11 protein-coding genes and 1 tRNA gene are annotated in these 14,109 nt (G+C 64.8%); 6 read left to right on the top strand and 6 right to left on the bottom strand.

Translation table 11 applies throughout. The annotated features are described in order from the left end of the window. Positions 1–622: 622 nt before the first annotated feature. Entirely contained in the window at positions 623–793 is a 171-nt protein-coding gene (locus Q0Q47_RS14350; protein WP_293860906.1) for a hypothetical protein, read from the bottom strand. 368 nt (positions 794–1,161) lie between these two features. Here Q0Q47_RS14350 and Q0Q47_RS14345 point away from each other — a divergent pair, with 368 nt between their 5' ends. After that, positions 1,162–1,815: a glutathione S-transferase family protein gene (locus Q0Q47_RS14345; RefSeq protein WP_293860903.1), complete on the top strand. Its 654-nt coding sequence runs from the start codon at positions 1,162–1,164 to the stop codon at positions 1,813–1,815. A 78-nt stretch (positions 1,816–1,893) separates the two neighbouring features. Here Q0Q47_RS14345 and Q0Q47_RS14340 read toward each other — a convergent pair whose 3' ends face one another. From Q0Q47_RS14340 to Q0Q47_RS14325, 4 genes are all read right to left on the bottom strand, one after another. Then, entirely contained in the window at positions 1,894–2,844 is a 951-nt protein-coding gene (locus Q0Q47_RS14340) for a hypothetical protein (protein ID WP_293860900.1), read from the bottom strand. Continuing rightward, entirely contained in the window at positions 2,831–3,892 is a 1,062-nt protein-coding gene (locus Q0Q47_RS14335) for a DUF262 domain-containing protein (protein ID WP_293860897.1), read from the bottom strand. The genes Q0Q47_RS14340 and Q0Q47_RS14335 overlap by 14 nt, the downstream gene beginning before the upstream one ends. 170 nt (positions 3,893–4,062) lie before the next feature. After that, on the bottom strand, positions 4,063–6,096 hold the full coding sequence (locus tag Q0Q47_RS14330; RefSeq protein WP_293860894.1) for a DUF6538 domain-containing protein: 2,034 nt from the start codon (positions 6,094–6,096) through the stop codon (positions 4,063–4,065). Between the two features lie 110 nt (positions 6,097–6,206). Then, a tRNA-Gln gene (locus Q0Q47_RS14325) sits at positions 6,207–6,281 on the bottom strand. 173 nt (positions 6,282–6,454) lie between these two features. Between Q0Q47_RS14325 and Q0Q47_RS14320 the strand changes: the two genes are divergently transcribed. From Q0Q47_RS14320 to paoC, 4 genes are all read left to right on the top strand, one after another. Continuing rightward, on the top strand, positions 6,455–6,832 hold the full coding sequence (locus Q0Q47_RS14320) for a nuclear transport factor 2 family protein (protein ID WP_293860891.1): 378 nt from the start codon (positions 6,455–6,457) through the stop codon (positions 6,830–6,832). Positions 6,833–6,973: 141 nt separating this feature from the next. Next, positions 6,974–7,657, top strand: a complete 684-nt coding sequence (gene paoA / locus Q0Q47_RS14315; protein ID WP_293860888.1) for an aldehyde dehydrogenase iron-sulfur subunit PaoA — start codon at positions 6,974–6,976, stop codon at positions 7,655–7,657. Continuing rightward, the gene (locus Q0Q47_RS14310) at positions 7,654–8,604 is read left to right on the top strand and encodes a xanthine dehydrogenase family protein subunit M (protein WP_293860885.1); all 951 of its coding nucleotides are present in this window, start codon (positions 7,654–7,656) and stop codon (positions 8,602–8,604) included. The genes paoA and Q0Q47_RS14310 overlap by 4 nt, the downstream gene beginning before the upstream one ends. A gap of 3 nt (positions 8,605–8,607) precedes the next feature. After that, entirely contained in the window at positions 8,608–10,845 is a 2,238-nt protein-coding gene (paoC, locus tag Q0Q47_RS14305) for an aldehyde oxidoreductase molybdenum-binding subunit PaoC (protein ID WP_293860882.1), read from the top strand. A 162-nt stretch (positions 10,846–11,007) separates the two neighbouring features. Here paoC and Q0Q47_RS14300 read toward each other — a convergent pair whose 3' ends face one another. Next, a complete protein-coding gene (locus tag Q0Q47_RS14300; RefSeq protein WP_293860879.1) occupies positions 11,008–12,003 on the bottom strand; it encodes a LacI family DNA-binding transcriptional regulator in 996 nt (331 codons plus the stop codon). Between the two features lie 118 nt (positions 12,004–12,121). On the opposite strand from Q0Q47_RS14300, the gene Q0Q47_RS14295 reads away from it, so the two are divergent. Further along, positions 12,122–14,047, top strand: coding sequence for an ABC transporter substrate-binding protein (locus Q0Q47_RS14295; RefSeq protein ID WP_293860876.1), 1,926 nt, complete (start codon positions 12,122–12,124; stop codon positions 14,045–14,047). Positions 14,048–14,109 lie beyond the last annotated feature (62 nt).

Raw genomic sequence — 14,109 nt, 5'->3', positions numbered from 1 at the left:
CGGCAGATAGAGCGGATCGACGAGGCTCTTGCCCTCGCCGGCGCCGTCCGGGTCGGGCGGGTGATCCAGCGACGCTCGCGAGCGAGGTCCAGAGATCCGAGCCGGTCGTGGATCCAGGCTAGGAACCGTCTTTGGATCTGCATTCGTCGGCGGCGAGACATGTAACGCCGCTCCACGTTCCGTAACACTTTTCCTGAACTTCGAGACGTTTTTCCCGCAAGCCAATCGAGGCAAAACGCGCCCCAGACGAGCGCCGACAACACGCGAGGATTTGCGTTATCCAATTCAGGAAAAAGGTTACACAGTGATGGAGTAACGGGGGGACGAAAAATCGCGCTTGCAGAGTTCGTGATGAGGTCCCTGCATTTGCGCGTCCCCAGAACCAGACAATCCAGGAGCCCGTGCCATCATGGCGGCGTCCGTGTCGACCTGAGCAGACGAGGGCGCCATGACCGGAAATCCATGCGGCGAACCGGCGCCGTGACGTGACGCGCGGTACCTTTCCGGTGAGTTCACCGGCTTGAAGCTGTCGACGATGGGGTGGTTGCCTTGCCGTAGGTCTTCACCGCACCCGGCCCGGAAAGGCGCATCACTTACAGGCCCGTGGTCTCATTGGCCGAGATCACCTACAGGTCGATTCCTGCGGATCGTCGACGGCATCCGTGCTCTTCACCATGATCATCGCGGCGGCCAGGAAGCCGGTCATGTTCAGATCCTGCGGCGGGCTCAGCTCCTTCAGCTTCATTCCGTCGTCCATCAGTGCTTGCACCGAAGCCATGGCCGCCTTGGACACGTTGTGGGCGTGGCCGTCTTCACGACGTCCGCTGAGCCCTCACCTTCTCGTCCGGCGTTATCGCCTCCACGGTCGTATTGGTCGCTGCCGGAACCCGACGCTTAGAATGCGTCGCCGAGATAACCTTCGGCATGCCGCGCTGGAAGATCGGATTGCTTTTGACCCGGAGCGGCATTTGGGAACGTCCGGTCCCCCTGTAGCCTTCTGCTGCCGCGGAGCTGGGGGAGGCATTGGCAGTGGGGCAACGTGTGGCGGAGCTATGCCCGAGATGTCGGCGCCCGTCGATCTCGTCCGTCCTTGCTTTGGAGCATGTCGCGTAGACCAGGCATACTTGCTGGCCACCCGATCGCTCTTGGAGGACGAGACAGATGTCGCTGACCCTCTACGCTCACCCCTTCTCCTCCTACTCCCAGAAGGTGCTCATTGCGCTGTGGGAGAACGAGGTGTCCTTCACCTACCGGCACATGGAGCACGAGGGGGCGGCGAACGAACTGATGCGGCTGTGGCCCGAGCGCAAGTTCCCCGTTCTGGTCGACGGGACTGACACCGTCGTCGAGACGAGCATCATCATCGAGTATCTGGACCAGACGCGTCCGGGCCCGGTGCGGTTTCTGCCCGACGAGCCTAAGGCGGCCCTCGAGGTTAGGCTGCTTGATCGCTTCTTCGACCTGTACGTGATGACACCCGTGCAGCGCGCGGTGGCCGAAGCACTGCGCAGCTCGCCCGATCGGCTCCCAGAGGCCCGGGAAAACGCCGCAGAGGCGCTCGAGACTGCCTATGGCTGGCTCGAAGCGCGGCTCCGGGGGCGGAGCTGGGCGGGAGGGGAGCATTGGTCGTTGGCTGATTGCGCGGCAGCGCCGTCGCTGTTCTATGCCGACTGGGTGCACCGGATCGGGCCGATCCATCCCTGGCTCCTCGACTATCGCAAGCAACTGCTGGAGAGGCCCTCGGTCGCGCGGGCGGTGGAGGAGGGGCGTCCCTACCGCCATTACTTCCCGCTCGGCGCGCCGGATCGGGACTAGCCGCCCGTCGCTAGCGGCAGGGCAGGAGATGACCCGGAGCGGACGTTCAAAATGGAGCCCTGCTTCTCCGGCCGCCAGTCAAATCACGACTGGGTTAGGGATCTCAGCGGCTATCGGAAAAAGGCTGACCAGATCGGATGTTATGTAATATCTTCGAGGCCTGTTCCCGCTTCCTTTCTCAAGTAGTTCATTTGTATAGAGTGCAACGATAGATAACTGGAAAAGCGTCGTAGAAAGCGGAAATTGGCCTTTTTGACTCAGAAAAAACTCGCGAAGAATTGAAATCACAGGGCCAATGTTATGTCTTTTATCGCGTCGAATTGATTGAAAAATATTCTCACCGAGACGCCGTCCGTTTGATGGCCGCAGTTCTTTTGGAATAACGTCTTCCTCGACGAGTTTGTCGATCATTTCCGTTATCATTGAGCATGCAGACATATCCTTTCGGGTCACCAATTTCACAGTTCTAGATGTTGTCTTAAAACGAGAAAAATCGCGATCTGCTGCTTCCAGTTGTGCCATGAGCTCAGCAGCTAGGCGCCCGGCCTTTGCATCGAAGCCCCTGGATTTGTAGACTAAAGGGTGCGTGATCTTTGACCAAGCATGCTGGAGTAACGTCCTGATCTGAATCTCGAACACAAAATCGAAGATAGGTGTATTCAATCCAAGTTTGTCTTCGAGTTTACAATATATTCGCGTGCAATCGAAGTCGAAAATCCTCTCATCCTGCAGTGTAGAGCCGGCCCTAATATTTATAAGATTAAAATTTTTCCTCACGTAGCGTCGGACATCGCTCTCTTGTTTCGAGGTATCAATCACAACGGAGAAAGCTACCAGATCATCAACGCTTTGGAGATCTGGGTACCTGCCCGTTTCTATCTTGTCTCGAAGCGAATCAAGCGTCTTTGAGCGTCCGATCAGCAGATAGTTCTTCTGGCTGCAGTAGGGAGCAAGAATCTCACGAGCAAGGCTCTCAACTGTCGAGATAACTGTAACTTGCTCCGCAAACGCCTGCTCAAGCGTTTTCAAGCGCGCCTCCTAAAATTACGCTCTTAACAATATCTATTCGAATGCGACGCGGCCCTGCATCATTCGATGCAGCCCGGGCTGCATTTAGGTAACGTCGCACTGGGTGATCGGATGCGACTGGTCTCGCGTCTCTTTCATGTTGACGCAGTTCGGAAGACCATTCTGACAGCCTCTCCGCAACAATGTCAGGATTGGGCACTTGGCCATTGCGCTGGAGCTCAACTATAGCGGCAAACAGTGAATAGAAGTCGGCCTGATTGCGAAGCCTTGTTCCAGTTAATTGGCTTGCTCCCGGCTGCGATATTATCTCCTTGATATAGTTCACTGCAAGTAGGAAGGCCGAGCGAACGGCGGCCTCCTCCGGCCACTCCTCTTCCCGATCTCGGAACGCCGCATCAAGATCTGCCTGAGATGTCGACTTTTCTCCACTCTCAATGAAAAGCAGCATCGTTGCCGTGTTTTCTACATCCTTCATTTGCCGCCTTGATTGAGACACAATGTTGGGAAAATTTGAAGGTAATAGTTCAGATAGTCGCTCCGACAGTTCTTCGGCCGCCGTAATGAAGCGTCCGGAAAACATCGCGTGTCGCAACTCTTGCTGCGACAGCTTTGCGACGTTCTTGTTGATGCGATTGAAAATATCATTTATTAGACTTTCATTCTCCTGTTCGATGAACTCCACCGAAAATGAGTAGCGCCAAACGAGCAATCGGATTTCCGTATCCAGATCATCGAACAAGCGACCACGCAGGGATTGATTAGGGTAATCTTCCGCAATTTGTATTCCGTTAGATACAAAATCAAACAGTGCGGTAAGCCGCTGCTTTCCATCCACTACTTTATATACAAATGATCCGTCGTTGCGAATTTCTTCGAATAAAAAAATTGCCGGGCATGGATAGTTCATCAGTACAGTTGTTACAAAATCGCTTCGGAAGCGATCAGGCCAAACACTACGCCGCTGATACGGAGGGGATAAATCTAGTTGACCCCGCTTCCAAAGGTCGTGTAGCCAGCTAAACGGGCGGAACTCAGCTCGACGTTGCATAAATTCCCTCTGTCACAGATTGACCTTCGTGAAATGAATATCATCGCCTGTCTTTTGAGGCTAGCGTAGATGGTTGGATCTGGCCCCTTCAGACGGGCGGCTGGACAGGGGCTCAGAACTTCCGCTCCTGGCGCATAGCCGACCTGCCCTCCTAGCTCCAGGGCTCAGCTTCAGACCAACTCCAGCTTACTCCTGTGCGCCCCAACTTTCTTAGCCGCCCTCGACCATGGCGGCACAACTTTCTCTTCCACCCACGGCAGCAACCGGATCGGCCGAGGCTGCAGGTGGGCGGTCACGACATGCAGCTTCATCACGTACTTCAGCAACGTCTTGATCTTGTAGGCTTCGCAGTAGCGCTCGGAGGTCTCGCCTCGTCCGACATGGCCCATCAGATCTTCCCGGACCTCAAGGTTGACCTCCTTCTGCTTGAGGAAGTTGTTGAAGCCGTGTCGAAGGGAATGGATGACGATCGACTTGCTGTCCTTTCCGAGCTTCCCCAGCATGGGCACGAGCTCGTCGTAGAGCCGGTCGCCGGAGGGCGATCGCGACGTAGGCGAGTAGATGTCCGGAAAGACACGATCGTAGCCGAGATCCCGGATGCGGGCCACGTAGTCCAGGAAGCCGAGGCGGACGACTTCCGGGTGCAGTGGAATGCTCCTCCGGGACTGGGTGTTCTTGATGCGTCGATGATTGTTTGGTGCGATGTGAATGTAGGGCGTGGGGCCGTTGTCCGTGATCACGTCCGACACGTCGAGGCCGCAGATCTCCTCGCGCCGTGCACCGCTGTAGTAGAGCAGGAGCACGGCGAAATAGAGGGCGCGGTGATAGAGGCTGTCGCCTGGTTCGACCGGCTCCTGCCATGACAGGCAGCCGGTGAAGGGCGGCAGCGAGAAGAGTGCCCGGCAAGCATCCGCGGAAGGCTTCGGGCGAATGTCGCGGGCTCGCGTATCCTTGTTGTCCGGCGCGCGAAGTCCCGTGAGCGACAGATCGGTGGGGATGGCGAGCCCTTCGGCCCGGGCAAAGGCCAGAAGCTGGGTGAGATTGGACAGATGCCGGTTCAGCGTCGCTCCCTTCACGCCCCTCGCCTTTGCGTCCTTGGCGCGGAGATCGGCGATCGAGCACTGGAAGTCCTTCGGGCTCTTCCCGTAGGTGTGCGGCAGCTGGAAGGTGAGGAATGAGACGAACCCGGCAAGGTGCTTCTGCTGGACGTTCTCCACCGCCGTGTAGCCGTAGCTCTCGGACAGGAACCTCTCCAGGAGGCGATAGATGGATGCCGCCTGGCGGCGGGTCTTCTCGTCCCACTTTTTGAATTTGACGCGATAATCGGCGAGCTTCTCGCCCAGCGCCGTCACCGACATACCCGACAGCTGGGGTGCATCAACGCTTGGGGGGGCTGGGGGAAGCGCCTCGGGCGGGGACACGGGCGCAGGGTCGACAAGCTGAGCGACAACAGGTGTCGAGGCGTTCTGCACGCTCTCGATACCCGACCGAGGCGCCGCAGCCGGGCCCAGGCTCTCATCCGGCATCGCCATCAAACGATCGACGAGCGCAGAAACGCTTGCCGAAGTTTCCCTGCGCAGGCGCGCCTGCCGGAACAGCGCTTCGCTCATGCCCAGCAGGTAGATCTCATGAGCCTGTGCAATCCCTACGGCCGTCGTTTCGGCGCCAACGGTCTCGAGGAAGGCCGACAAGCGCTGCGGCTTCACTGACAGCATGCCGCGCCGCTGCATGAAGCTGAGGCGGGTGTGCACGTCGCCGATGACCGCGTCAGAAAGGCCCTCGCGCTGCATCCAGGCGACATCGGCCTCGGAAATCGTCACGGCCGGACCCCGCTCGGCCGCCAGGCGGTAGACCCACGCCATCGCGAGGTCCACCTGCGCCTCGGCCGCCGCGTCGTAGGGGACCGTCGCATCCGCCTTGGCGACGGCCGCGGCCGTGCGCAGACGCGCGAGGTGGTCCTGCACGACCGTCCTCAAGAGCGCGTCGAGCTGCTTCGTCGACAGATGTGGCGCGTCGGGCCTCAGCACGATCTCCTCCAGCCTGGCGTCGAGGCACACGGCGATGCGGCGGGCGAGGGCCGGATCCCATGTCCTCAGGCTTAGACAAAGATGCTTCCGTGACACGCAATGTTCAAGCTGGGAGGGCGTGCGACGCCTCCAGTGATAGACCGCGCCCCTGCGGACGACGTGGGCAGCCATGGCCATGCGGGACCCCGCAATGTGGTACAGGGTGTGGCACACCCGTGTGGCGCAAAGCTGCGAATTCCTCCCCAGCCACGGGGTGGAACCTGCAAACTCAATGACTTAGGTGAGCCTGGCTGGGGCGGGAGGATTCGAACCTCCGTATGGCGGAATCAAAATCCGCTGCCTTACCACTTGGCGACGCCCCAGCATGCGCCGGCGCGCGAGGCGACGGCGGGCGATCAATAATCGGGCGCGGGGCTCCGCGCAATGGCGGGCGTGGGGGTTTCGTTGCGACATGGCGCCGTTGTGGCGGCGGTCCGGTGCGTGCCAGGATCGGGGGAGAAACGCGAAGGGCCGGGGCGGCCCAGGGGAGGACGCCATGACCGAGGACGAGATGCGCCGGGGCGCGGAGGACGCGGACGCGCGGCGGATCGCGGCGCTGCTGGCGAAGGACTACGCGGCCTTCGCCGATGGCCTGGCCGAGACGCTCGTCTACCAGCACGCCTCCGGCAAGATCGACAGCAAGGCGAGCTACCTGCCCCAGTTCCACGAGGGGCGGGTCGTGTTCCTGGCGAGCCGGCTGGAGGACGTGCGGACCCACGTGGTGGGCGGCGCCGTGGTCCGGCAGGGCATCGCCCGAAACGAGCTCGTGGTGGAGGGCCGCCCGATCAGCGCGGCCACGCGGTTCTTCAGCGTGTGGGGGCACGACAAGGGACGCTGGCTGATGGCGGCCTGGGCGTCGGCCCCGCTGGAGTGATGCGGCAAAGAGGCCGCGGGTTTCTCGCGAACGAACTGCGTCGAAGCGGGTTCTAGAGGCGAACCGCACGGGCAGCGCCCGCGCCTTGAGGCGCGGCTGTGCCTGCGCGCACCCGCCCTTCGCAGCCCCACGGAGACCCGCATGCAGCCCGCGCGAACGCCCTCGGGACCGGACACGGTCAACCGGCGGGAACTCCTCGTCGCCACCGCGGCCGGAGCCGCCTTCACCGCAACGGGCACGGTGGCCCAGGCCCAGGCCGCAGCCGGAGCGGCTCCCACGGCGGGCCGGACGCCGGCGGGCGCGCACGATCCCTTCACCGCGACGGTCAACCTCACCGTCAACGGCTCGCGCCACAGCGTGGACCTCGACACCCGCACGACCCTGCTCGACCTCCTGCGCGAGCACCTGCACATGACCGGCACCAAGAAAGGCTGCGACCACGGCCAGTGCGGGGCCTGCACCGTCATCGCCGACGGGCGCCGGATCAATGCCTGCCTGTCGCTGGCGCTGATGCACGAGGGAGACGAGATCACCACCATCGAGGGGCTGGGCTCGCCCGAGCGCATGCACCCGATGCAGGCCGCCTTCGTGCGGCACGACGGCTACCAGTGCGGCTATTGCACGCCGGGCCAGGTCTGCTCGGCGGTGGCGGTGCTCGACGAGATCGAGGCCGGCATTCCCAGCCACGTCACGGCCGACCTCATGGCCAAGCCCGAGATCAGCAACGACGAGGTGCGCGAGCGCATGAGCGGCAACATCTGCCGCTGCGGCGCCTATTCCAACATCGAGGACGCCATCGCCGACGTGGCCGGGAGGAAGGCATGAAGCCGTTTTCCTACGAGCGCGCCGCCTCCCCGGCGCAAGCCGCCGCGGCAGCCGCCCGCCGGCCCGATGCCAAGTTCATCGCCGGCGGCACCAACCTGCTCGACCTGATGAAGCTGCAGATCGAGACGCCGGCCCACCTCGTCGACGTCAACGGGCTCGACCTCGACCGCATCGAGGAAACCCCCGAGGGCGGCATCCGCATCGGGGCCCTGGTCCGCAACACGGATCTGGCCGCCGACGAACGGGTACGGCGCGACTACGGCGTGCTCGCCCGGGCCTTGCTGGCGGGCGCGACCGGCCAGCTGCGCAACAAGGCGACGACGGCCGGCAACCTGCTGCAGCGCACGCGTTGCCCCTACTTCTACGACACGGCCCAGCCCTGCAACAAACGTGAGCCCGGCAGCGGCTGCTCGGCGCTGGAAGGCTACAGCCGGCAGCACGCGATCCTCGGGGTGAGCGACGCCTGCATCGCCACCAACCCGAGCGACATGAACGTGGCGCTCAGGGCGCTGGACACCGTCGTCGAGACGGTGAAGGCCGACGGGACGACGCGCAGCATCCCGATCGCCGACTTCCACCGACTTCCCGGCGACACGCCGCACCTCGAGACGGTGCTGGAGCGCGGCGAACTGATCACCGCCGTCACCCTGCCGCCGCCGGACGGGGGCGTTCACATCTATCGCAAGGTCCGCGACCGGGCCTCCTACGCCTTCGCGCTGATATCCGTCGCCGCGGTTATCCGGCCCAATGGCGCCAGTGCGCTGGCGCTCGGCGGCGTCGCGCACAAGCCATGGCGGGTGGAAGCAGCCGAGGCAGCCCTCACGGGCGGCCCGAAGGACGCCGCGGCGGCCCTGCTCGCCGGTGCCCGCACCACCTCCGACAACGCCTACAAGATCCCGCTGGTCGAGCGCACGCTCGGCGCGGTGCTGACCGACGCGAGGCGCTGACCCATGAAGTTCGACACCCCCGCCGAAACCAATCCCATCGATCGGCTGACCATCGTCGGCAAGCCCCTCGACCGCATCGACGGCCCGCTGAAGACCACCGGCCGCGCGCCCTACGCCTACGAGCACCACGGCGCGGCGCCGAACCAGGCGCACGGCGTGATCGTGGGGGCGACCATCGCCAAGGGCCGCATCCGTCGGCTCGACACCGCGCGGGCCGAGGCCGCGCCGGGCGTGGTGGCGGTCGTGACGGCCGAGAGCGCCGGCAAGCTCGGCAAGGGCGAGCACAACACCGCCACGCTGCTGGGCGGTCCGGAGATCGAGCACTACCACCAGGCCATCGCGCTCGTGGTGGCGGAGACCTTCGAGCAGGCCCGCGCCGCGGCCGTCCTCGTGGAGGTGGAGTACGAGCGCGCGAAGGGGGCCTTCGACCTGGCGGGCGAGCGCAACGGCGCGGAGAAGCCCGAGAAGGTCAACGACTCGCCGCCCGACACCGCCGTGGGCAACTTCGAGAGCGCGTTCGGCACAGCCGACATGACGCTCGACGAGACCTACACCACACCCGACGAATCCCACGCGATGATGGAGCCGCACGCCTCCCTCGCCTTCTGGGAGGGCCGCAAGCTCACCCTCTACACGTCGACCCAGATGGTCGCCTGGACAAAGAAGGACCTCGCCAAGACGCTCGGGATCGAGCCGGACGACGTCCATGTCGTGGCGCCGTTCATCGGTGGCGGCTTCGGCGGCAAGCTCTTCCTGCGGGCCGACGCCCTGCTCGCGGCGCTCGGCGCCCGCGCCGCGGGACGGCCGGTGAAGGTGGCGCTGCAGCGGCCCATGATCTTCAACAACACGACGCATCGGCCGGCCACGATCCAGCGCATCCGGATCGGGGCGAACCGCGACGGCGTCATCACCGCCATCGGCCACGAATGCTGGTCGGCGGACCTCGAGGGCGGCAAGCCCGACGGGGCCGTGGACCAGACGCGCATGCTCTATGCCGGGGCCAACCGCATGACCGCCACGCGGCTGGAGACCCTCGACCTGCCCGAGAGCAATTCCATGCGCGCGCCCGGCGAAGCCACCGGCATGATGGCGCTGGAGATCGCCATGGACGAGATGGCGGAGAAGCTCGGGATCGACCCGGTCGAATTCCGCATCCGCAACGACACGCAGGTCGTGCCGGACGACCCGAAGGCGGAGAAGAGCGGCGCGGAAAACGGGCAGCGCCGCTTTTCGCAGCGGCCTTTCGTGGAGTGCCTGCGGCTGGGCGCCGAAAAGTTCGGCTGGAGCCGACGCAGCGCAAGGCCAGGCAGCACGCGCGAAGGCGGCTGGCTCATCGGGCACGGCATGGCCTCCGCGTTCCGCAACAACATGTCGGTGAAGTCGGCGGCCCGCGTGCGGCTCACGCCGCAGGGCGGGGTCGTCGTCGAGACGGACATGACCGACATCGGCACCGGCAGCTACACCATCATCGCCCAGACCGCGGCCGAGATGATGGGCGTGCCGCTGGAGCGCGTCACCGTGCGCCTCGGCGATTCCAGCTTCCCGGTGTCGGCCGGTTCGGGCGGCCAGTTCGGCGGCAACTGCTCGACGGCGGGCGTCTACGCCGCCTGCGTGAAGCTGCGCGAGGCCGTCTCGGGCAAGCTCGGCTTCAACCAGGCGGACCTCACCTTCGCAGACGGCCAGGTCAATGCGGGCGGACGCAGCGTCGCCTTGACCGAGGCCGTGAAGGACGGGGAACTCGTGGAAGAGGACGGGATCGAGTTCGGCGACATCTCCAAGAAGGCGCAGCAGTCCACGTTCGGCTCGCATTTCGTCGAGGTGGCGGTGGATGCCTGGACGGCGGAAATCCGGGTCCGACGCATGCTCGCCGTTTGCGCCTCCGGCCGCATCCTCAACCCCAAGACCGCGCGCAGCCAGGTCATCGGCGCGATGACCATGGGTGTCGGCGCGGCGCTCCTGGAAGAGCTCGTCGTCGACAAGCGGGCCGGCTTCTTCGTCAACCACGACCTCGCCCAGTACGAGGTGCCGGTGCATGCCGACATCCCGCACCAGGAGGTGATCTTCCTCGACGAGGCGGATCCGATGTCCTCGCCCATGAAGGCCAAGGGCATCGCCGAGCTCGGCATCTGCGGGGTCGCCGCGGCCGTCGCCAACGCGGTCTACAACGCCACGGGCGTGCGCGTGCGGGACTATCCGGTGACGCTGGACAAGCTGATCGAGCGGATGCCCGACGCGGCGTGAGGGGGGCTCCCATTCCACAAAGCCCCTCATCCTGAGCCGCGGCCCGCAGGGCCGCGAGTCGAAGGACGCACCAGGGTCGAGCTGCACCGCTGTGCGTCCTTCGACTCGGCCGCTCTGCGGCCGGCTCAGGATGAGGGAGCTGGGAGTGGTTGAAAGAGAGCGCTAGCGTTTACCACGGCGCCGCCCCGTCGGCGCAGGCCCGCTCGACCCCCGCTCCACCAGCGTCTCGACGATCTGCACCCGCCGCGCCGGCGAGCCCGGCGGCAGCTTGCCCTCGATCCGGTCCAGCAGCAGCCGCAGCGCGGCGGCGCCGATCTCGGCGCCGTGAACGCGCACCGTGGTCAGCGGCGGGGAGATCTGGGTGGCCACCGGGAAATCCGAGAAGCCCACGACCGAGACGTCCTCGGGGATGCGAAAGCCCTGGCGCATGAGCACCGGGATCGCCTGCACGGCCAGCGCGTCGTGGGCGCAGAAGAGCGCGGTCGGCGCGAAGCCGTCCTTCATCTCGCGCTCCAGAACCGCCCAGAGCCCCTGGTCCTCGAAGCAGAGATTGCGGATCTCGAGCCCCGGCACGGCCTCGGCGACATCCCGCAAACCGCGCAGCCGCTCCTCGCGGCCGCGCAGGCCCGTGCGGCCCTGCACGTAGCCGATGTGGCGGTGGCCGAGGCCGACGAGATAGCGCCCCACGGCCTGCCCGGCCTCGCGGTTGGTGCCACTGACGTGGTCGACCGGCGCCAGCGGGTCGAGCCAGCCCATGCGCACGAGAGGCGAGCCGTCGTCGAGGATGCCCTGCATGGTCTCCGGCGCGTGCGGGCCGACGAGGAGGATGCCGCGGTTGGCCTTGGCGAAGCGGCGGATCTGGGCCGGGTCGTGGCCCCAGTGGATGCGGACCGAGCGGCCCCAGCGCTGCGCCTCGCGCTGCACGCCGTTCTGCATCTGCACCTGCAGGTCGGCGTTCACGGGGTCCTGGTCGTGGAAGACGAGGCCCACGTCCCCCTCGGCGGCCGCCTGCCCGCGATAGCCCATGGTGTCGGCGAGGTCGCGGACCACGCGGCGGGTGGCCTCGCTGACGCCGCCCTTGCCCGACAGGGCCCGGGACACGGTGAAGGCCGAAAGCCCCGAAGCCTCGGCGATCGCCCGCACCGTCACACGCGCCATGACCCGCTCCCCGAAATTCTTTCAACCTAACTCTTTACCTAACAAACTTGCGGGCGCAACCTCACCCTACCCTAACAACCTGCGCTCCGGAGAGGGCGCCCTGAAGGGGAGGAAACCCATGGTGACGATCAGCCGCCGCGGCTTCGTCGCGGCCGGATCCGCGCTCGTTCTCGCACCGCGCACAGCCTTCGCAGCGATGGACTACAAGGAGGCGCCGAGCCTCAAGGCGCTGGTGGACAAGGGCGCCCTGCCCCCGCTCAAGGACCGCCTTCCGGACAATCCCCTCGTCATCAAGCCCACGGAGCGGGTCGGCCGCTACGGTGGGGACTGGAACCATGCGCTCGTCGGCGGCGGCTCGCTGTCGATGCTGTTCCGCTACCAGGCCTACGAGCCGCTCTTGCGCTACACGCCCGACTGGTCCGGCGTGACGCCCAACGTCGCCGAGAGCTTCGAGGGCGACAAGGAGGGCAAGGTCTACACGATCCGCCTGCGCAAGGGCCTCAAGTGGTCCGACGGCAAGCCCTACACCACCGACGACGTGAAGTTCTGGTACGACGCCGTGCTCACCGACAAGCGCGTCGCCTTCGTCGGGCAGGACCACTGGAAGCAGGACGGCAAGCCGGCGAGGCTCGAGATCGTCGACGCCCAGACCTTCCGCGTCATCTTCGAGAAGCCCAACGGCTTCTTCCCGCTGAACGTCGCCTGGGTGAACAACGACCAGACCGCCCGCTGCCCCAAGCACTACCTGTCGCAGTTCCACATCGACTACAATCCGGCCGCCAACGACCTCGCCAAGAGCCGCGGCTTCGACAGCTGGATCGCCTCGTTCCAGAGCGCGGCCGGCTTCCAGGACGACAACGCCTTCTTCCTCAACTCCTCGAAGAAGCCGACGCTCAACGCCTGGATGTTCACCGTGGCGCCCGGCGAGAACACCGAGCGCGCCATCGCGGTGCGCAACCCCTACTACTGGAAGGTCGACACGGAGGGGAACCAGCTCCCCTACCTCGAGCGCATCGTCTACCAGATGGTCTCCGATCCGCAGGTCCTGCTGCTCAAGACGATGCAGGGCGAGATCGACATGATGGACCAGTATATCGGCACGCCCACCAACAAGGCCGTGCTCTACGACGCCCGCGACAAGGGCGGCTACGAGTTCTACACGCTCACCCAGACGGATGCGAACACGATGTGTTTCATCCTGAACCTGAACCACAACGACGAGACCAAGCGCGTCCTGTTCAACAACCGCGACTTCAGGGCCGCGATGTCGCTCGCCGTCGACCGGCAGGCGCTGATCGACGCGGTTCTGGTGGGCCAGGGCGAGCCGGCGCAGCCGTCGATCAAGAAGGGTGACCCGCTCTACAACGAGCAGCTCGCCACGCAGTACATCGACTACGATCCGGCCAAGGCGAACGCCATGCTGGACAAGATCGTGCCCAAGCGCGACGGCGCCAATTTCCGGCTCGACGAGAAGGGCCGGCGCCTCACGATCATCTTCGAGATCGACCAGGCGCGCACGGTCTTCCTCGACATGCTGCAGCTCGTGATGCCGATGTTCAAGGAGGTCGGCATCGACGCGCAGTTCCGCTCGATGGACCGCTCGCTGTGGGAAACGCGGGTGCGCCAGGGCCGCGACTTCGACGCGACCTGCCACATCTTCGGCGCCAATGGCGGCATCGCCGCCATGCTCGACCCGCGCTACTACGTGCCGAAGGACAACAACTCCTTCTACGCGCCGGGCTGGCAGCTCTGGTACCGCGACCGCAACAATGCGCGCGCCGTCGAGCCGCCCGCCTCCACCAAGAAGCAGCTCGAGATCTACGACAAGCTCACCGCGACCTCGAGCGACGAGGAGCGTGTCGCGCTGATGAAGCAGCTGCTCCAGGGTGCCGCGGAGGAGTTCTACGTCTTCGGCGTCTCGGTGCCGCCCGACGGCTACGGCGTCGTGAAGAAAAACATGCGCAACGTCACCAAGACGATGCCGAACTCCTTCGGCTGGCCGACGCCCGGCCCCACCCGGCCCGAGCAGTTCTTCAAGAGCTGAGCCCGGCGCCTGCCCCGTCTCGCCTCCCCGCCTGAGCGGCGGGGAGCGCCTCTCGCATCGCT

Source organism: uncultured Alsobacter sp. (assembly GCF_945952055.1).
Lineage (GTDB): Bacteria > Pseudomonadota > Alphaproteobacteria > Rhizobiales > Beijerinckiaceae > Alsobacter.
The sequence above is the reverse complement of the archived record's forward strand: the minus strand, read 5'-3'. Positions and strand labels throughout refer to the sequence as shown.